The sequence below is a fragment of the candidate division WOR-3 bacterium genome, assembly GCA_039804165.1.
Taxonomy (GTDB): Bacteria; Hydrothermota; UBA3072; order UBA3072; family UBA3072; genus JAFGHJ01.
Genome location: JBDRZZ010000031.1, coordinates 1 through 17,158 on the forward strand (window position 1 = coordinate 1; position 17,158 = coordinate 17,158).

The 17,158-nt window shown below is 35.3% G+C and carries 21 protein-coding genes; 1 reads left to right on the forward strand and 20 read right to left on the reverse strand.

All coding sequences use genetic code 11. From position 1 onward, the window contains the following. Positions 1-295: 295 nt before the first annotated feature. From ABIN61_08375 to ABIN61_08470, 20 genes are all read right to left on the reverse strand, one after another. Positions 296-916, reverse strand: a complete 621-nt coding sequence (locus ABIN61_08375) for a 4Fe-4S dicluster domain-containing protein (protein MEO0294215.1) — start codon at positions 914-916, stop codon at positions 296-298. 2 nt (positions 917-918) lie between these two features. Next, entirely contained in the window at positions 919-1,251 is a 333-nt protein-coding gene (gene mnhG, locus ABIN61_08380) for a monovalent cation/H(+) antiporter subunit G (GenBank protein ID MEO0294216.1), read from the reverse strand. After that, positions 1,244-1,501 carry a cation:proton antiporter gene (locus ABIN61_08385; protein ID MEO0294217.1) on the reverse strand — a complete coding sequence of 86 codons (258 nt, stop codon included), beginning with the start codon at positions 1,499-1,501 and terminating at the stop codon, positions 1,244-1,246. Before ABIN61_08385 ends, mnhG begins: the two co-directional genes overlap by 8 nt. After that, positions 1,501-1,989: a Na+/H+ antiporter subunit E gene (locus tag ABIN61_08390; GenBank protein MEO0294218.1), complete on the reverse strand. Its 489-nt coding sequence runs from the start codon at positions 1,987-1,989 to the stop codon at positions 1,501-1,503. Before ABIN61_08390 ends, ABIN61_08385 begins: the two co-directional genes overlap by 1 nt. Next, positions 1,986-3,473 carry a monovalent cation/H+ antiporter subunit D family protein gene (locus ABIN61_08395; protein MEO0294219.1) on the reverse strand — a complete coding sequence of 496 codons (1,488 nt, stop codon included), beginning with the start codon at positions 3,471-3,473 and terminating at the stop codon, positions 1,986-1,988. Before ABIN61_08395 ends, ABIN61_08390 begins: the two co-directional genes overlap by 4 nt. 2 nt (positions 3,474-3,475) lie before the next feature. Continuing rightward, positions 3,476-3,826 (reverse strand): sodium:proton antiporter, encoded by a 351-nt coding sequence (locus ABIN61_08400; GenBank protein ID MEO0294220.1) that lies wholly within the window; start codon positions 3,824-3,826, stop codon positions 3,476-3,478. Beyond that, entirely contained in the window at positions 3,823-4,281 is a 459-nt protein-coding gene (locus tag ABIN61_08405) for an MnhB domain-containing protein (GenBank protein MEO0294221.1), read from the reverse strand. Before ABIN61_08405 ends, ABIN61_08400 begins: the two co-directional genes overlap by 4 nt. Position 4,282: 1 nt before the next feature. After that, positions 4,283-4,846 (reverse strand): hydrogen gas-evolving membrane-bound hydrogenase subunit E, encoded by a 564-nt coding sequence (mbhE, locus tag ABIN61_08410; GenBank protein ID MEO0294222.1) that lies wholly within the window; start codon positions 4,844-4,846, stop codon positions 4,283-4,285. A gap of 4 nt (positions 4,847-4,850) precedes the next feature. After that, entirely contained in the window at positions 4,851-6,710 is a 1,860-nt protein-coding gene (locus ABIN61_08415) for a proton-conducting transporter membrane subunit (GenBank protein MEO0294223.1), read from the reverse strand. Then, the gene (locus tag ABIN61_08420) at positions 6,710-7,921 is read right to left on the reverse strand and encodes a nickel-dependent hydrogenase large subunit (GenBank protein MEO0294224.1); all 1,212 of its coding nucleotides are present in this window, start codon (positions 7,919-7,921) and stop codon (positions 6,710-6,712) included. The genes ABIN61_08415 and ABIN61_08420 overlap by 1 nt, the downstream gene beginning before the upstream one ends. Further along, positions 7,918-8,391 (reverse strand): NADH-quinone oxidoreductase subunit C, encoded by a 474-nt coding sequence (locus ABIN61_08425; protein ID MEO0294225.1) that lies wholly within the window; start codon positions 8,389-8,391, stop codon positions 7,918-7,920. Before ABIN61_08425 ends, ABIN61_08420 begins: the two co-directional genes overlap by 4 nt. A 2-nt stretch (positions 8,392-8,393) precedes the next feature. Then, complete coding sequence (nuoB, locus tag ABIN61_08430; protein MEO0294226.1) at positions 8,394-8,825, reverse strand: NADH-quinone oxidoreductase subunit NuoB; 432 nt, start codon at positions 8,823-8,825, stop codon at positions 8,394-8,396. Continuing rightward, positions 8,826-9,731, reverse strand: coding sequence for a complex I subunit 1 family protein (locus tag ABIN61_08435; GenBank protein ID MEO0294227.1), 906 nt, complete (start codon positions 9,729-9,731; stop codon positions 8,826-8,828). Next, entirely contained in the window at positions 9,728-10,228 is a 501-nt protein-coding gene (locus ABIN61_08440; GenBank protein MEO0294228.1) for a 4Fe-4S dicluster domain-containing protein, read from the reverse strand. Before ABIN61_08440 ends, ABIN61_08435 begins: the two co-directional genes overlap by 4 nt. Beyond that, positions 10,221-11,876 (reverse strand): molybdopterin-dependent oxidoreductase, encoded by a 1,656-nt coding sequence (locus ABIN61_08445; GenBank protein ID MEO0294229.1) that lies wholly within the window; start codon positions 11,874-11,876, stop codon positions 10,221-10,223. The genes ABIN61_08440 and ABIN61_08445 overlap by 8 nt, the downstream gene beginning before the upstream one ends. After that, complete coding sequence (locus tag ABIN61_08450; GenBank protein MEO0294230.1) at positions 11,863-12,696, reverse strand: FAD/NAD(P)-binding protein; 834 nt, start codon at positions 12,694-12,696, stop codon at positions 11,863-11,865. The genes ABIN61_08445 and ABIN61_08450 overlap by 14 nt, the downstream gene beginning before the upstream one ends. Next, complete coding sequence (locus ABIN61_08455; protein MEO0294231.1) at positions 12,696-13,760, reverse strand: 4Fe-4S dicluster domain-containing protein; 1,065 nt, start codon at positions 13,758-13,760, stop codon at positions 12,696-12,698. Before ABIN61_08455 ends, ABIN61_08450 begins: the two co-directional genes overlap by 1 nt. Positions 13,761-14,211: 451 nt before the next feature. After that, positions 14,212-14,499 (reverse strand): hypothetical protein, encoded by a 288-nt coding sequence (locus ABIN61_08460; protein MEO0294232.1) that lies wholly within the window; start codon positions 14,497-14,499, stop codon positions 14,212-14,214. A 187-nt stretch (positions 14,500-14,686) separates the two neighbouring features. Then, the gene (locus tag ABIN61_08465; protein ID MEO0294233.1) at positions 14,687-15,061 is read right to left on the reverse strand and encodes a hypothetical protein; all 375 of its coding nucleotides are present in this window, start codon (positions 15,059-15,061) and stop codon (positions 14,687-14,689) included. Positions 15,062-15,103: 42 nt separating this feature from the next. Further along, positions 15,104-15,316 (reverse strand): integrase core domain-containing protein, encoded by a 213-nt coding sequence (locus ABIN61_08470; protein ID MEO0294234.1) that lies wholly within the window; start codon positions 15,314-15,316, stop codon positions 15,104-15,106. 432 nt (positions 15,317-15,748) lie between these two features. On the opposite strand from ABIN61_08470, the gene ABIN61_08475 reads away from it, so the two are divergent. After that, entirely contained in the window at positions 15,749-16,948 is a 1,200-nt protein-coding gene (locus tag ABIN61_08475) for an IS256 family transposase (protein ID MEO0294235.1), read from the forward strand. Positions 16,949-17,158 lie beyond the last annotated feature (210 nt).

Here is a 17,158-nt window from a genome sequence, read left to right on the forward strand (position 1 = left end):
CATAAAGTCAATAATTATCTATTTTTCTTTAATACGATGAGAAAGAACTCAAACAAGAATGATAAAACACTTTAGAGATACTTATTGAGAGAAACAAATCTCCTCAACTTGTCTACTGGTTTGTGGCGGATCTTGATAAACTCCTGGAGAAGAAAATGGTTGTGACTCTTGATCTGGAATTAGACCTTGTGAATGTTAAAATATCTCAAAGTGTCCACCACCTGCCTTGGAGGGTCTGGAAAAATAATAATTATTAATGCCAATTAAAACTTTTCGTCTAGATGTGCTTCTATAATTACTGGAAATTTTCTTTCATCCAGGCGGCTCTTCGGCAGGTTGGACAGAGAATCTTGTACCAGTCTTCTCTTAAAAATTCTTCAGGCTCAATCAATTTGCCTTCAAATTCTGCGATACTCATATCAGTATATTTTGATAGAACAATAGTGGGATTTGCAAAGGCTTTTTCTCCAAGTCTCTCACCAATCCACTCAAGATGCAATTTTGTCGTTATAATCTCACCGCATTTTTCGCACAAAACCAGTTCGTCTTCAACTTCCTGAATTGCATTTTTCCTGTCAAAAGTGTTTTTGGAATAGTTATTTGTATATTTAATACCTTTACCGGTTGTGCATAAAGCTCCACATTGTCCGCAGAGAAGACAGACATCATAAAGAAATCTCATTTTTCTGAATTTCTTTCCGTCTTTTTCGGACTCTTCAACTTCAATGGCTCTTGCAGGGCAGACTTCAGCGCAAGCTCCACAGCGGACACACCCATCTTCCTGGTATTCAGGGAAACCTCTGTATTCAGGAATAATATTAGGTGACTCAAAAGGAAATTTTGTCGTAAAAGGTCCTTTAATAAGAGCCCTTATTGCTTCCCCAAGTTCTCTGACTTTCGGTTTTTTTATCCTCATTTTTATCTTCCTTTATCTTCCTTCAACTTATCCATTTTACTTCCTTCCCACAGTTTAAATCCTCCTAAATGAGAACCTCTTGAAAGAGCATGGGCTGCTGTCGGAGAGGTGAGCAGGATAAATATTATACAAATCAAAGCCTTTATTCCACCAACGCTCACAATACCCATTTCCAGAGCTACACCAAATAGTATTGCACAGGTTCCAAGAGTAACCGACTTTGTCGCAGCCTGCAGACGATTGTAAATATCAGGTAGCCTGATAAGACCAAGACATCCCAATAAATCAAAAATAACCCCAACAATGACAAAACTTAAAGCAAGATTATTACTCATCGAAACCCCTCCCTTCAAGGAATTTGACAAGGGCAAGAGTTCCAATAAAAGAAAGGATTGACCAAGAAATAGCTATATAGAGATAAAAATCTCTTTTTTCGTAAGCCGCAAAAAGAGCGCACATACCAATCACGAGAATACCAAGTATGTCTATGGCAACCATTCTGTCAGGCGGGGTTGGTCCCACAAGGACTCTATAAAGACACATAAAAGATGCAATTATTAAACAAATAAATAAAAAAGTAAACATTATTCGAAAATCCTCCTTAACATTCTTTCAAATCTACCTAAGATTATTTCTCTTTGGACTTCCGGGTCATCACTTATAATGTTTATCCAGTGCACATAAAAATTTTCACCGTCAACCTCTACGGTGAGAGTTCCTGGAGTTAGCGTTATTGAATTGGCGAGAATTACCTTTGCAAATTCATTTTTAAGTTTCGTTTTCACCTTAACAATTCCCGGATTTATTGGTAGAGAAGGGTTTAAAACCCTGTAAGCAACATCAAAATTAGCGAGAATTATGTAATACACGAGATAAGGTATATAAAGAAGAGCAAAAAAGAACCTTTTTGGTTGTAATAACTTTATAATATCCTCCGGGAAAAGTTTACGCGTAAGGATAGTGATAAATAAGGCTACTAAAACTCCAGCCATAATATCCTGAAGTTTTAAGGACCAGGTCAGTAGAACCCACATTATAAAGTATATGATAAACTGGGCAAATTTTTTCTTCATATCCCAAGCACCGATGAAATATAGCCTAATTGGTTTAATATGACACTCTCTGCGGGTATAATCAGGCTTTCTATTATCCAACCGTTAAAGATTCCTACAAAAAGACAAAAAATAGCCAGAATTATTAGAGGCATTAACATCGCAAAAGGTGCTTCTCGAACATTTCTCGTATTTGAAGTTAATTCCCCAAAAATAACATTTTTCTGGAACCGAAGATAATAAGCTAAAGTCAAAAAAGAAGTCAAAATAAGAAGCACACCTAGCCATATATAACCCGCTGAAAAAGCAGCAAGAATTATTATCAACTTACTCCAGAAACCATTAAAGGGCGGCACTCCAGCAATAGAAAGAGAGCCTATAACTGACACCCCTGATGTGACTGGCATAATTTCTCGTAAGCTCCCAAGTTCGGATAATTTTCTCGTTCCTCTACACCTCTCAATTGCACCTGATGAAAGAAAAAGAAGCGATTTAAATCCTGCGTGATTGAATAGATGGAAAAGGGAACCGATAATAGCAAAAGGAGTGCCTATTCCAATTCCTACAACTACATAACCCATCTGGCTAATTGAAGAAAAAGCGAAGATTCTTTTTATATCATCCTGCCCAAAACCCATTAAAGCTCCAACCACCATTGAGATACTACCCATTACAATAAGAATATTTGAAATAATCGGATTCATTCCAATCATGTTATAGAAAACCCGGACGAGAGAATAAATCCCGAGAACCTTAATCAAAACACCTGAAAGCATCACTGATATAGGAGCCGGAGCCGAAGAATGAGCATCAGGTAACCAGGCATGGAAAGGCACAAGACCTGCTTTAAGACCAAAACCAACAATAAATAAGCCAACAACCATTAAAACCGATTTATTGGAACCATCAGGATTAATTTCAAGAAGAAATCTCGCAACATCAGCCATATTAAGCGAACCAGTCACTGCGTAAATCATTCCAATCCCAAATAAAATCAGTATTGAAGCAAAAGCCCCTAATATCAAATACTTAAACGAAGCCTCCAATTCTTCAGCATCTACCCCATAACCTACAAGAGCATATGATGCGATGGACGCAATCTCAAGAAATACAAATAGATTGAATAAATCTCCCGTGAGCACAACCCCATTCATCCCTGCAAGCATAAATAAAAATAAAGTGAAAAACCTAAGATAATCTTCATATTTTTTAATATATGAGAACGAATAAATTAAAGCAAGAGAGGCTATTCCGTTAGTAATCAGTAACATAAGTTGGGCAAGATAATCTTTTACTAAAATAACTCCAAAAGGAGGTTTCCATCCACTCATTTCGTGAACAATGGTCTCTTTACCCCAGACGAGAGCGAGGATAACGAGTAATGAAATAGAAGTGAGAATTGACCATATTCTCGGAAAGTGTTTCTTGTCAAACTTTCCTATAATCAAAATAAAAATTGCGCTGAATACAGGAATCGCTATAAATAGTGGTAATAAGGCGCTCATCTCTAACCTCTAAGCCTATTTATCTCGTCCATATCAAAAGTTCCGTATCTCTCGTAAAGTCTAATAGCCATTGCAACCATTAATGCAAGAGTCCCAAGTCCGATAACGATAGAAGTTAGAACCAGAGCCTGTGGCAAAGGGTCAACAGCAGTGCGAATAAAGGTCTCGAAGTCCATATCTTTAGTCAGAATAGGAGGAATTCCAGATTTTTTGAATCCAAGGAGTACGAGAAAAAGATTAACCGAATATTCCATTATTGCAACTCCAAGAATCTTTTTAACAATATGTCTCTTTACCACAAGAGCATATAAACCTATACTTAACAACACGAAATCAAGAAAATATAAAGTCATTTTTCGACCTCCGTAACCACTCTCTGAAGTATTGATAGAGCAAGGAAAACAATATAAAGACTCATCCCTACCTTCAATGTTATTGCAAGGTTATACAAGATAATACTACCCGCAGAAAACAAATTGAAAGGAGTTCCTTTTGGGAGAAAATTGAAGAGAAATTTTCCACTAAACCATAAACCAATTAGCCCAAGAATAAGAAAAGCAAGAGCCCCAAAATCATCGGCAATAGAACCCGCCATTCCTGAAACCATACTTTCCACAACTTTCCTTCCATAAGCAAGGGTTATGAGTATATACGCAAGAGCAATCATCACTCCTCCAGGAAAACCTCCTCCAGGAGTGATATGTCCATAGAGAACAATGTAAGCCCCAAAAACAAGCATAAACCCAACCATTACATTGGTTATATTTTTCACAATAAAAGTCATTCCTGAATTTTTCTTTTTTTTCATTTTAATGCTCCCTATCTATCCGTAAGAAATCCTTATGCTGCTCACGTTTCCATCTGCGTAGTATTGCAAAAGCACCACTAATTGAAACAAAAAGCACCATTGCTTCTCCAAAAGTGTCATAGGCTCTGTAATCGAGAATGACAGAGGTTACAAAATTGGTTGCTCCCACATCCCGCAGTCCATTATTTAAATAATAATTTGAAATTCTCATTAGAGGCTCTCCAAAGGGAGGAAGAGATCGAAATGCAAACCAGGCAAAAACAAGTATTACTCCCACAAAAATGAGAGTGGTTCTATTGGAAAGAACGTGTTCTTCCTTCTTTTCTATAGAAACATTGTCCACATTTATTGTTGAACGAATAAGGATTATTAAGGATAAAATCTCCACAATGACCTGAGTTATCGCTATATCTGGAGCACCAAGAAATAAAAACATAATTGAGAGAATAAAACCCACAGAACCAATAGCTATGACAGCAGAAAGCATATTCTTGATTTCTATTGTAATAATAGAACCTATTATCATAAAAACAAGTAAAATATGTAAAATAATTATGGTTTCCATATTTTTAACCTCTCATTAAAATGGACATTATTATCATTAATCCTATAATACACCAAGATAGATAGGTTGACAAGATTCCATCATGCAAATTTTTTAATTTTTCGACAATTGATTTCCATCCTATAATTTTTGTTATATTGTACAAATCATAGGAGCCCCTATCGCAATCCTTAAGAAAAGTTCCTATAAAGGGAAGTTCAAAAATCGTAAGATAAAGACCTGTCCCGGGGAATCTTCTCTCCTCAAGCCCAAACTTCTCCCCACCGGTAAATATTGATTCTTCTCTATAATTAAATATTTTCCCAAACAAATATAACCCAACGCCGATTACAAGACCAATAATCAAAGCCACGGTAGCCTCGTATGGTTTCCATAGTGTATTGGTAAAACTAAGACCTGCTAAGACTTCTGCTGGAGAAATCTTTGCAAGGACATTAAATTCCATCGGTATAAAGAAATAATTCATCGAAAACCCAGGAAAAATACCGAAGAAAATACAGAGAATTGCCAAAACAGAAATTGGTCCTGTCATCAACAAAGAAGGCTTTCCAGCTTTTTCAAAAATATTCGAAGCACCTCCAAAATAAACAGAATAAATGACCTTCAAAAAAGAAGCAAGAGTTAAAGCACTTCCAAAAACTGCAAGAACAAGAAATACAGGTTGTCCTGCTAAAAGCACACCCTGATAAACCATCCACTTAGAGGTAAAACCATTCAAAGGCGGAACTCCGGATATAGCAAGAGCAAGAATCAGATTGGAAATCATCATAAATGGCATTTTTCGATACAAGCCTCCCAATTCTTCCAATTCTGTTGTTCCTGTTTCCTTCTCAATAGCCCCAGCACATAGAAAAAGACCACCTTTGTATATTACATTGTTAAGCATATGAAATAAACCACCCAAAACCCCAACTGGATTTCCCGTTGCAATGCCAAGAACCATATAACCAACCTGACTAACAGCATGATAGGACAACAATTTCTTGAGATTGTGCTGAATTAGAGCCAGAAGAACTCCAATAATGATTGTGAGAGCACCTATGAGCATAACGATAAAGGTTAAGATTGGTTGGACAGAAAATAATTTTAACATTGCGAGAGATAAAAGATAAATACCGAGTAATTTATCAAGAGAACCAGGGATAAAAGCCACCATTGAAACAGGAGCCTCTTCCGAAATATCAGGAATCCAGGTGTGAAAAGGAATAGCCCCGGCTTTTGCAAGAGCTGAGATAACAAAAGAGAAGAACGCTACTCTGGGAAGAACCCCTTCTGTAGAAATAGAAATTAAATCTATATCCAGATTCCCTATAGTTACCCAGATATAAATAACACCAAAGAGGAAAAATGCATCTGCAAAACCAAGAATAACATAGGTTTTTCGAGCTGCCTCGGAAATCCCCTTGCCTTTGCCAAGATTGATGTAAAGAAAGAAAACAGCCGTAACCATTTCCCAGAAAGTTAGCAGGAATAATAAATTTGAAGAAAGAAATACACCCGAAGCTCCCGAAAGAGTCCAGAGGAAATAAGTTAGAAATTGATTATCTCCTGTCACCACTTCATCTCTGGAGCGAATAATGTATATAGAAACTAAAAATCCAATAAGATAGGTGAATAAAAGCATAAAACCACTAATCTGATTGAGTTTGAGAGTCCAATCTGCCCTATAATTTAAAAATTTGAAAGATAATAAACTCTCTACTACACCTCCTAAATTAAACAAACGGTAAGAAAGAATAAGCAAATAAAGAGTTACTGCAACAGTTAGCGATTGTTTAAATCTTTTTAACCTCGGGACAATCAAAGTGAAAATCCCTGCAAGGAAAGGTATTATTATTGGATACAACAGTATATTACCACCCATTATATCTCCATTCTGTAAAGAGGAGGCGTTTTACCCAATTTTTTTATAATATCTTTTGTTTTCTCTACGCTCAATTTCAGCAATTCTTTCTCTCCAAGGATCTTCTTATTGTTGTTCTTATCAATAACCGCAACCCTTTCTGTACAACAATAACAGGGATCAATGGAAGCGGTTATAAGAGCAACATCTGCAATTGTCTCTCCCTTGCAGGAGGCTTTAAAAGTTGGCAGATTATTGAAAGTAGGAGCCCTTATCTTATGTCGATAAGGCATATTCGAACCATCGCTTCGCACATAATGAAAAACTTCACCTCTCGGAGCTTCATAACGACCACAACCTTCACCAGGTGGAACCTCTCTAATATCCGCATCAATTGGACCTTCCGGTAAACTCGAAAGAGCCTGTTTTATCATAGAGATAGACTCAAAACATTCAAGAAGACGAACAACACCTTTACTGAAAACATCCCCATCTTCTTGAACAATAACCTTCCACTTAAGGTCTTTATATCCATCAAGAGGTTCATCTTTTCTAACATCAAAAGGCACTCCTGACCCCCTAGCTGTAGGACCAACTGCAGAATAAAGAATCGCATCTTCTTTTTTCAAAACACCAATTCCTTTGAGTCTTTTGTGAATCACAGGGTCATCGAGAATCGCATCTGTAAGCATCTGGATAGGTTTCTCAACTTCAACAATCCGTTCCAACCCGTATTCAATCTGCTCTTTATTAAAATCTCTTCTAACTCCACCTGGTTTAAACATTGCATAATGATTTCTGTTACCAGTCAATTTCTCACAAATTTCCAGGATTGTCTCTCTGTATTTCCAAGCCCACATCCAAACAGTATTATATCCAATAAAATGCCCTGCAAGACCAACCCAGAGGAGATGAGAATGGAGTCTTTCTAATTCACAAACAACAACTCTAATCAGCTGAGCTCTTTTCGGAACTTCACAACCAAGGAGATCTTCCACAGCAAGGCAATAAGCCATTGGATGGGAAGTTGAACAGATTCCGCAGATTCTTTCAACAAGATATGCAACTTGGTCCCATGTTTTACCTTCGGACAATTTCTCAACCCCCCTGTGATTATAACCGATTTCAACATCAAGATCAACCACTCTTTCACCTTCAACGTAAAGTTTGAAGTGTTCGGGTTCTTCAAGGAGTGGATGATATGGACCAATTGGAATTATCGTTTCTTTCATTTAGATAACCTCTCGTAATCTTTTTCAGTCACATCCGAATGCTTAAAATCTTTCCGTAAGGGATATTTACCCTTCGGAAACGACTCTGCAAGAAGAAGTCTTCTAAGATCAGGATGCCCTTTAAAATTGACTCCGAGCATTTCACTTATTTCCCTTTCAATCCATAAAAAAGCGGGAATTTTTTTCCCAATTGAATCTATTTCCAATTTAGGATAAGGAACAAGTGTCTTTACATTTATTAACATATTTTTATCATCCCTTGCAAGATGGTAAATTATTTCTATACCTTCTCTTGTATCAATTCCTGTAGCTGTGCATAATCTACATTTATATTTAAAAAATAAATACTCTACAACTTTAGGAGCTTTATCTAACTCAACCTTTATATATATTCGGTTATTCCGAACTTGAGCAATATCTAAAAATTCACCTTTAAGCTTCGCCTTCAATTCTTTTAACACTTCTTTCATTTTTAAATTGCTCCTAGTCCCATAATAATTCCTTCAATCATTGCCTCTGGTTTTGGAGGACAGCCTGGAACATACACAATTTTAACCTCAGGATCAACTTCTTTTAAAACTTTATCTACAGGTCCTACTACTGAGTAACTACCTCGGAAAATTCCAGAAGAACAACCACAAGATCCAAAAGCAATAACCAAACAAGGTTTTGGAGTTTGACGATAAACTTCGATCAATCTTGGTTTAGCGTGAGCATTAACTGAACCGCAGACAAGTAAAGCATCTGCATGACGAGGACTCCCAACCAATTTTATCCCGAATCTTTCCACATCATATCTTGGAGTAAGAAGCTCCAAGACTTCTATATCACAATTATTACAGGCCGCAGTAGACAGATGAAAAACCCATATAGATTTCTTGAATGATTTCTTCAAAATGTTCATCTATACTCCCAAATAAGCAAGGATCCCCGCAAGAATGCTTGCCCCTGTCAACCATCCCCAGAAATATCTCATAACCTGATCAATCCGGAGTCTAGGATTCGTATTTTTAATAAGAATCAATAAAAACACAATGAGTAAGTATAAAAGGATTCCACCTAAAATTCCTCTTCCCCAGAAAAGAATTACTAAAAACATAGGTAATCCAAAAAGCATTATTGCTTTACTCAATTCATAAAGAGCCAAAAGACTCCCAGAGAGTTCAAGAAGAATACCAGATCCAAGCTCCGTTTCTGCTTCAGGTAAGTCAAAAGGAACTCTCCCTAACTTCGCTTGAATGCATATAACAGAAACAATAAAACCTATTATTCCATACCAATTAAATAAATTAGGTCCATTAATAATTTGCCAGTCCATAATGGATTTAATAGAAAATCCTCTAACTTTTGAAGTAATCATAACAATCAAAATAACCATAGGAAGTTCATAAGATAAAAGAAGCTTTATTTCTCTTGAAACTCCAACAGAACTTAATGGATTTCCAGAGAGCGATCCTATGTAAATAATAGCTATTGAAGGAATAGTAAACAAATACCAAACCACAATAATGTCTCCAATAAAACCTTCACTCAGCTTAAAATACCCTGTAAGAAGGATTGTGACCCCAAGACAAACACTAGCAAGTGCAAAAAGAGGACCCAAAACAAATCCTAAACTAGAAGCCTCTTTTGGGATTATCACTTCTTTATAAAGTAACTTTCCAATATCTGCAAAACCCTGAAACCATGGAGGACCTTCCCTCCATTGAATCCTCGCAGATATTTTCCTATCAAGCCAGCTTATAATTAACCCAATAAAAGAGGAGAAAACAAATCCAGGAAATATTAGATAATAAAATAAAAGCTTCATAATCGTCTCCAAGGTCTTGCTTTAATTCTTGATTCTACCCTATTTATTTCTTTCTGATCCTCATAACTCATTTCTTCAAAAGAAAGAGCCCCACTTGTGCAAGTCTGAACGCATCTTGGTTCCTCCCCTTCTTCTAACATATCATAACAAAGATCACATTTAGAAACAACGTGCCGAACTCTTTTAACTTCCAAAACACCAAAAGGGCAAGCAATTGTGCAAGAAAGACATCCAATGCATCTAAAAGTATTATGATAAATGATACCATCTTCTCTTCTCTCTAAAGCTTCTACAGGGCAAACCTGAACACAAGCAGGATCCGAACAATGCTTACAATGAATAGGGAGATCAATTATAACGTCAAACCCAGCTCGAGAAAGGCAAAATCTCTCTGAATGACTCTCATAACAAGCAACATCACAAGCATGGCAAGAAATGCATCTATCTACATCAAGAACAACTCTCTTCCCTTTCTGATTTTCTTTACCTTCATTCATCTATTTTAATCCTCGCTTTTTCAACACCCACTGAAATAAGACCATCCTCATCTACTTCTAAAGAGAATAATTTCCTAACCTCTGGAAAATGAACCGGAGCCAAAATCATATTCTCCTCTACCTCAAAGCCCAACAATTTGCAATCTGCAACTTTAAAAAAAGAAGAACCATTCGGTGTTTCAACCTTTATTTTTTCCTCTTTTATTTTTTTACTCTCTTTAGAATTAATAAAAACATATGGAATTTCTCCTTCATTCCATTTCATTCTCCGTGTGACCTCTCCCCCATCATAATGATAAGGAAGACCAATTCCAATCAAATAAAAAGGAAATTCTTTGGTGAGAATAGAAGATAGTTTTCTTTCTCTTTTCTCTTCTCTAAATGGAAGTGGTTTTAGACTTTTCACCTCCGCTTTAGTTTTTTCTCCTGTGATTTTAAACAAGAACTTACTTACAAAATCTCCACTAGAAATACAAGCTCCTGGCTTAGGAATAGGGTTTCCCAAATTTACGACTTTCTCCTCCAAAGAAATAATTGAACCTTCTTTCTCAAAAGAAAATACAGTGGGAATTATACACTCAGACGAATTTTTACCCTTAAAATAACAAGTGGAAAGCACAAAATTCAGATAACCAAAAATTTTTTCAAAATCTGGAATGAACTCAAACGGATTTCCTCCCAAAACGATAAGACCTTCTAATTTTTTTTCTTTCAAAGCCTTAATAACATTTGCATTATTGAAATTACCTATAACTCTTCCAACTCCGAGAGAATTTTGCCCTACTGGAATAACGGCAAATTTCGCATTAGTAATATTCGCAATTTCTGAAAGTTTTCTCACAATAGAATAAGGCCTAAGAAAATGACCATAAATGTTAGAAAAAAGAATATATCCATTTTTCGCATTCTTAAGAGCTTTTTCTAACATCTCTGCTTTCCCACTCGAAATTCCTATATTTTCCTCTAACTTAAACTCACTTTTACCTTTAAGATAATCCAAAAAACAGGTAAGAAAATAACTCAAATATTCTGGTTTTACTTCTAAATGTTCAGCAAAAAGAGAAACTTTATTTTTCATTATGTCCAAAGAAATCAAACGATTCCCTCTTTTTTTATTACGAGCATTAAGGATTAGCTTTGCAAGAGTTGGGGAGTTAGAAAATACGTCTCCCACTACTAATATTAAATCTGCCTCGGCTAATTCGTTAAAGGAAAGATTATTTTTTATACACAATAAAGCTTCATCTTCAAAAGGAAAGAGACCTAAAAGATCAGTATTAAGAAGTTCCGAAAGCCTCTTTGCCAAAAAGGCTTCTTCAAGAGTATGATTACCACTAATTAAAATTGCAATATTATTCTTCTTCTCTCTCATTCTCTTAAATTCTTTAATAGAGTCTTCTATAGCTTCTTCAATTGAAGTAGTTTTCCCAAAAAGTTCTGCTTCGCGTAGACGATAAGGAGTATTCAAAATTTCTATTGTGAAATTCCCTCTTGCACACAAACCCCTCCCATTTCTTTTATCATAATAAAGCCTAAACAAAGAATCCCTTCCAAATACCGCAGAGTTAGAATCTTCCCTTTTTAGGGTCAAATCATCCTGCATTGAGCAAAAAGAACACTTTGTCCGGTATTCTTTAACAGAAGACATTTGGATAATCCTTTATATCTGCATAACACATATCTGGACCATCTTTACAGAGATAATAAGGTCCAATATTACACCTTGCACATTTACCAAAACCACAACTCATTCTTCTATTCATAGAAAGATAAATCTGCTCAGGCTTAAAACCAACTTCAAGTAATTTAAAAGTTACAAATTTAAGCATCACATCCGGACCACAAGAAACCACATAAGAATTTTTAATATCTATCCCTATTTTCTTCAGATAATCTTTCTCAAGAAGACAAGTCACAAGACCCACAGTCCCTTTCCACTTAGGATGAGATTCATCAATTGTCAGATTAAGAGAAACTTTTTTCTTCCTTTCCCAATCCTTATACTCATCTTTAAAACACTGATCTTCTGGACTCTTAGCTCCATAGCAAATATAAATTTGCTTTATTTCCTCAATTCTATCAAATAGGGCATAAATTAAAGACCTTAAAGGGGCAAGCCCAACACCTCCACCTACAATAAGAATTTCTTTTCCTATGAATTTCTCTATAGGGTATCCTTTTCCAAAAGGTCCTCGCAAGCCAAGAAAATCACCTACTTTAACTTCTTTATGCAACACACTAGTAACTCTTCCAGTTCTCATAATTGTAATTTCCATCTCTTCCACTTCTCCAGGAGAAGAAGAAGGAGTAAAAGGAGCTTCTCCAACACCAGGAACAGTAAGTTGCATAAACTGCCCTGCTCTAAAGCTCAACTTCTTATCCAATTTAAGACGATAGGTCTTAATTTTAGGTGTTTCTTCTTTTATTTCTTTAACCACTCCTTTATGAGGATAATATATATTTTCCATTATCTTTTAACCCCTTCTAACGCCCCTAAGAAGACCTCTCTCATATCTATTCCACCAAGGCAATTATCAATGCATCTACCACATCCTGTGCATTTATAAACACCGAATTTTTTATAAAAACGGAAAAATTTATGATAATATCTATTCTTAAATTGATCTATGTGAGAAAAACGTGGATTTAAACCCCCGGCCATTTGAGAAAATCCCTTAAACTGACAAGAATCCCAAACCATAAACCTTTTATAATTATTCTCTTTTTCTCCTTTTCTATCAAAAAGAGTAAAACAATAACAAACTGGGCAAACATTTGTGCAAGCTCCACAAGAAACACAAGCACTTCCTAATTCCCACCCAGAGTCGGAATCAAAAGCTTGTTCAGCTATTGATTCTAAATAAAAAAATGCTTTTGAGAATTCTCTATTTTGCTTTTCTAATTTATCTTTTACCTTTCTCCTTTTTTCATCTCTTTCTCTAAGTTCCTTCTTTCCAGCCTGATTCAAGGATAGATTCTTAGAAATCTCCTCTCCTATTTTACTCCCAATTTCTAATAAATAAAATTCTTTAAGCTCTACAATATTAATATCGAAACCTTTCTCAGGATAGGGGGAAAAACCTAAAACATTACAAAAACAACTATCAAGAGAATCACCACAATCAGAAGATATTAAAATTAAAGACTCTCTTCTTTTTTTATAAAAAGGATCAACGAAAAGAGAATCTTCAAGAAATACCTTGTCAATCATATAAAAAGAATTAAGATCACAAGCCTTAATTCCAAGAAGAACTTCTTTCTCTCCTTTTTCTCCAATATCTATCCATTTCTCACTTGGATACTCTGCCACCTTAAATCTGCCTGGAAGAACGAAAGACTTAAAGTTATCAAAAGTTCTAACCTTAGGAATATAGTAATCTGAAAAATTATCTTTAATTTCACGAACAAAACGCCTTGTCTTAGAACCTCTATTAGAAAAAATCTCTTTCTCCCAAGAAGCAAAAACTCTCCCGTATCCGAGAAGGACCTCTATAAAATTTTTAATTCTATTTTTATCCAACAAAACTTCCATAAGAACTTATCTTACTTTGTGATTTAAATCACTAATTATGCGTATATGTTATAATAGATTTAAATTTTGTCAAGGCCTCTTTTTAAAATTTATGTTAAATCCAAAATGTATGATTTTCGCTTAAGAAGAACAAATTTAAAAAATCAAAAAGGTTATAAAAAATCCAAGAGTTTCCTGGAAGAAAAAATATACATTTCCAGATCCATCTACTGTAATCGCATTATTTCCTTCGTTAAGATCAACATTAGCGCTATATTATGCTACCCATTGTTGTTTCTCAGATGAGTTATCCTTGATAGTAGTGATATAATCTCCAAAGACTTCCCCATACTCTCTCCGGTTACATATATATTTCCTAAATCGTCCACTGCTATTATTCTGCCAAAATCAGCACTTAGGGCTGAGTCTTTAAAATAATGCCTAACCCATGCCAAGACATATAATCTTTAACTTAATTCTTAATAAATTTTTGTGGAAGCCAAATCTGGGTAATTTTATTTTGATAGGAGATATTCAAAGATATTGTTGAATCTTCAGCCGGAAAATATGGTAAAACTTCATTCTTGTTTATCAACAGATTCCCTTCGGAATTGGTAAGGTATTCCTTATTGAAGCCACTATCTTTTATCCAAATTTTAATTGGTTTGTTAATCAGGATCTCTTCTCTATCGCTAATTATCTTGCTTCTTGTTTGAATCAGAGTTACGTCAAATGTTGGTTTATTAAGCCCAAGTTCCAATACCAAAGTTGCTGCAATAGCTTTTCCAAAATTTTCATCTATGATGTATTCAGTATTTCTTTCTCAGCACTCACTCTTCCGTTAACAGCTGCCCAAACTCCAATAGAAGGTCACTGCAAGGATAGTAAGTTGAGAGATTAAAATGCTTGTTCTTTCTGAAGGCATAAGAGGGACCGAAGTATATTGATTACTTCTGTTCTTTTCTCTTTCGAAAACCATATTTATATTTTAGCCTATATCTAATTTTTTCTTTTATATTTTTGTATTTTCTTTCTTTTAAATTAATTATTATATTTTCTGAATTAATATCGATAATCTTTCCCTCTAACTCTATCCAGGAACCTATTTCTTCTTTATTAATTATAACAGGTTCTTTAGAAACAAGATATTTTGAACTAGGAATACACCCAACAGACCCAAATTGAAGCAGGAATATTAATATAATAAGTTTTGACACTGTTTTGATAGAAGACAATTGTCTTGGACCGGAAAAAGTGGGAATTTTTTGCCCTATTTTTATGTTAGAGTTGCCCGCCTTAATTTGGGTTATTAATTTAAGCAACTTTTGCCTCCCCTTAACCTTAATTCCCTCCTCTCTAAATAACTAAACCCAGTATATGCCTCGATTGGCCTCCTTAAACCTATTATGAGGTCGCTCCCAATTGTAATAATCCCTGTATCTATTTACTATCTCCATCACCTCAAAAGGACTCTCAGGATACTCGTAATAAATAGCTTCCTCTTTAAGATTACAATGAAATCTCTCTATTACCCCTATATGCTTGGGCATCCTGTGACCTATCCTTATGTGTCTCAATGAGTTCTCTATTTCTTCTACTATATCCTTTCTGAATCTATTTGCTGTAAAAGTAACTCCATTATCCGTTACAAGAACAATTTCATCTTCTATTTTGCCATGTATACTTTCCGCTTCTCTTATCGCTTCTTTTAATGCTTTTATACCTTCTTTCGCAGTATAACTCGGGGTAAGATAGTAAGATAGGTAGCAAGGACATATCTGGAATAGTAATCTATTAAGTCTATTATATACCAGTAGGGGTTGGTTAAAAAATTGTGTCTATGAAGGGGAGGAGGTGATTAATTAAATGGTAGGGTTGGGAGGAGTAACCCCTCGACCTTGATGGTTTTTTTAATTTGGATATAATGAGAAACGGATTGTTATTGGTAAGTTTAACCCTAAAAAAAGACCTCTTCTCCTTAAATGCGGAGAAGAGGCAAAGGATTTATAATGAAAAATAATGTCAATATTGATGAAAAAATCAAGGGATTAATTAAAGAAATTGAAGATTCTCCGGATTTATCTCTGAGAATGTTGTTTGGCAAGATATTAAATCAATTCATGAAGGCTGAGAGGAAAGCGTATCTTGAAGGGAGTTTTAACAATAGAGGAAACGGTTATTATAAAAGGGGGATTCAGGCTGGAGGTATGAGTTTAGATGTTCAAATTCCCAGAGACAGAGAAGGGGAATTTCGTCCTCAAATTTTACCGGATAAGTGGAAAAGAGGTGGTAATGAATACAGGCAATTGCTTTTAAGTTTAGTAAAAAATGGTTATTCAGAGAATAAAATAAGAGGGGTATTAAAGGAACTAAATCTTTCCTATGATAAGAGTGAAGTAAAGAAAATAAAAGAGAAATTTCTACTTGAGGTAAAAGAATTCAAGCAAAGGGAACTTGGTAAAGAATGGTTTACTATATTTATAGACGCTGATGAAGTAGAAGTGAAAGAAGATGGGAAAGTAAGGAAGGCACAGGTTTACACGGTTATCGGTATAGACCTTAAGGGGAATAAAGATCTTCTTACCTGGAGAATATATTTTGGTTCGGAGAAAAAATCCTGGTGGATAGAACTTTTTAGAGACCTTGCCTCCAGAGGTCTTGAGGGTGTTTCTGTAATAATATCTGATGATTTTCCGGGAATGAGGGAAGCAGTGAAAGAGATTTTTCCGGAATCCAATCATCAGCTCTTCTATGTTCATTTGCAGAGGAATACCAAGCATAATATGGAGAGAGAAGATAGTCAGGAGTTTAATAAGGTATTAAGAAGAATTAAAGAGTTACCTGATTATGATAGTGGATGTAAAATGTTCGAAGAATTATGTAATGAGTTTAAAGACAAGTATCCTAATTATATGGAATATTTACTTGAAAGAAAGGAAAACTATCTCCAGTTTTTGAAATATCCGGAGGGAATAAGAAAGTTTATTTATACTTCTAATATAGCGGAATCCTTTAATAGTTTGATAGAGGGAGTAAGATATGAAAGGGGATGGTATTTTCAATCTACGGAGATACTGGATATAAGCGTGCTTTTGATATATAAGCGGTTGAGTTCAGTTCCCTGGAGAAAACCTCATCCACATTTAAGATCGGAGCAGTATCGGTTAAATAGAATTTACCACTTGCAATATTCCAGGGAGGAATTATAATATGCTCAGACACAATTTTCGGGGTAACTCTCCCGTGGTGCTCCATCATCATCTTCGTTTACCAATGTTATTGCTGAAGAATTTTGTATTCTCTCGTTCTCCTCTGAAACAGGGGGCCGTTTCGTAGGTTAAATACAACAAGATCTACATAAACAATACCTATATCTACACTATCCTTAACTTCTTTATCCTCTTTGTATTTAAGAGTCA

Excerpts from the sequence above, each read along its gene's own strand:
- ABIN61_08375 (MEO0294215.1), bottom strand. The coding sequence starts at position 916 with ATGAGGATAAAAAAACCGAAAGTCAGAGAACTTGGGGAAGCAATAAGG.
- mnhG (MEO0294216.1), bottom strand. The coding sequence starts at position 1,251 with ATGAGTAATAATCTTGCTTTAAGTTTTGTCATTGTTGGGGTTATTTTT.
- ABIN61_08385 (MEO0294217.1), bottom strand. The coding sequence starts at position 1,501 with ATGTTTACTTTTTTATTTATTTGTTTAATAATTGCATCTTTTATGTGT.
- ABIN61_08390 (MEO0294218.1), bottom strand. The coding sequence starts at position 1,989 with ATGAAGAAAAAATTTGCCCAGTTTATCATATACTTTATAATGTGGGTT.
- ABIN61_08395 (MEO0294219.1), bottom strand. The coding sequence starts at position 3,473 with ATGAGCGCCTTATTACCACTATTTATAGCGATTCCTGTATTCAGCGCA.
- ABIN61_08400 (MEO0294220.1), bottom strand. The coding sequence starts at position 3,826 with ATGACTTTATATTTTCTTGATTTCGTGTTGTTAAGTATAGGTTTATAT.
- ABIN61_08405 (MEO0294221.1), bottom strand. The coding sequence starts at position 4,281 with ATGAAAAAAAAGAAAAATTCAGGAATGACTTTTATTGTGAAAAATATA.
- mbhE (MEO0294222.1), bottom strand. The coding sequence starts at position 4,846 with ATGGAAACCATAATTATTTTACATATTTTACTTGTTTTTATGATAATA.
- ABIN61_08415 (MEO0294223.1), bottom strand. The coding sequence starts at position 6,710 with ATGGGTGGTAATATACTGTTGTATCCAATAATAATACCTTTCCTTGCA.
- ABIN61_08420 (MEO0294224.1), bottom strand. The coding sequence starts at position 7,921 with ATGAAAGAAACGATAATTCCAATTGGTCCATATCATCCACTCCTTGAA.
- ABIN61_08425 (MEO0294225.1), bottom strand. The coding sequence starts at position 8,391 with ATGAAAGAAGTGTTAAAAGAATTGAAGGCGAAGCTTAAAGGTGAATTT.
- nuoB (MEO0294226.1), bottom strand. The coding sequence starts at position 8,825 with ATGAACATTTTGAAGAAATCATTCAAGAAATCTATATGGGTTTTTCAT.
- ABIN61_08435 (MEO0294227.1), bottom strand. The coding sequence starts at position 9,731 with ATGAAGCTTTTATTTTATTATCTAATATTTCCTGGATTTGTTTTCTCC.
- ABIN61_08440 (MEO0294228.1), bottom strand. The coding sequence starts at position 10,228 with ATGAATGAAGGTAAAGAAAATCAGAAAGGGAAGAGAGTTGTTCTTGAT.
- ABIN61_08445 (MEO0294229.1), bottom strand. The coding sequence starts at position 11,876 with ATGTCTTCTGTTAAAGAATACCGGACAAAGTGTTCTTTTTGCTCAATG.
- ABIN61_08450 (MEO0294230.1), bottom strand. The coding sequence starts at position 12,696 with ATGGAAAATATATATTATCCTCATAAAGGAGTGGTTAAAGAAATAAAA.
- ABIN61_08455 (MEO0294231.1), bottom strand. The coding sequence starts at position 13,760 with ATGGAAGTTTTGTTGGATAAAAATAGAATTAAAAATTTTATAGAGGTC.
- ABIN61_08475 (MEO0294235.1), top strand. The coding sequence starts at position 15,749 with ATGAAAAATAATGTCAATATTGATGAAAAAATCAAGGGATTAATTAAA.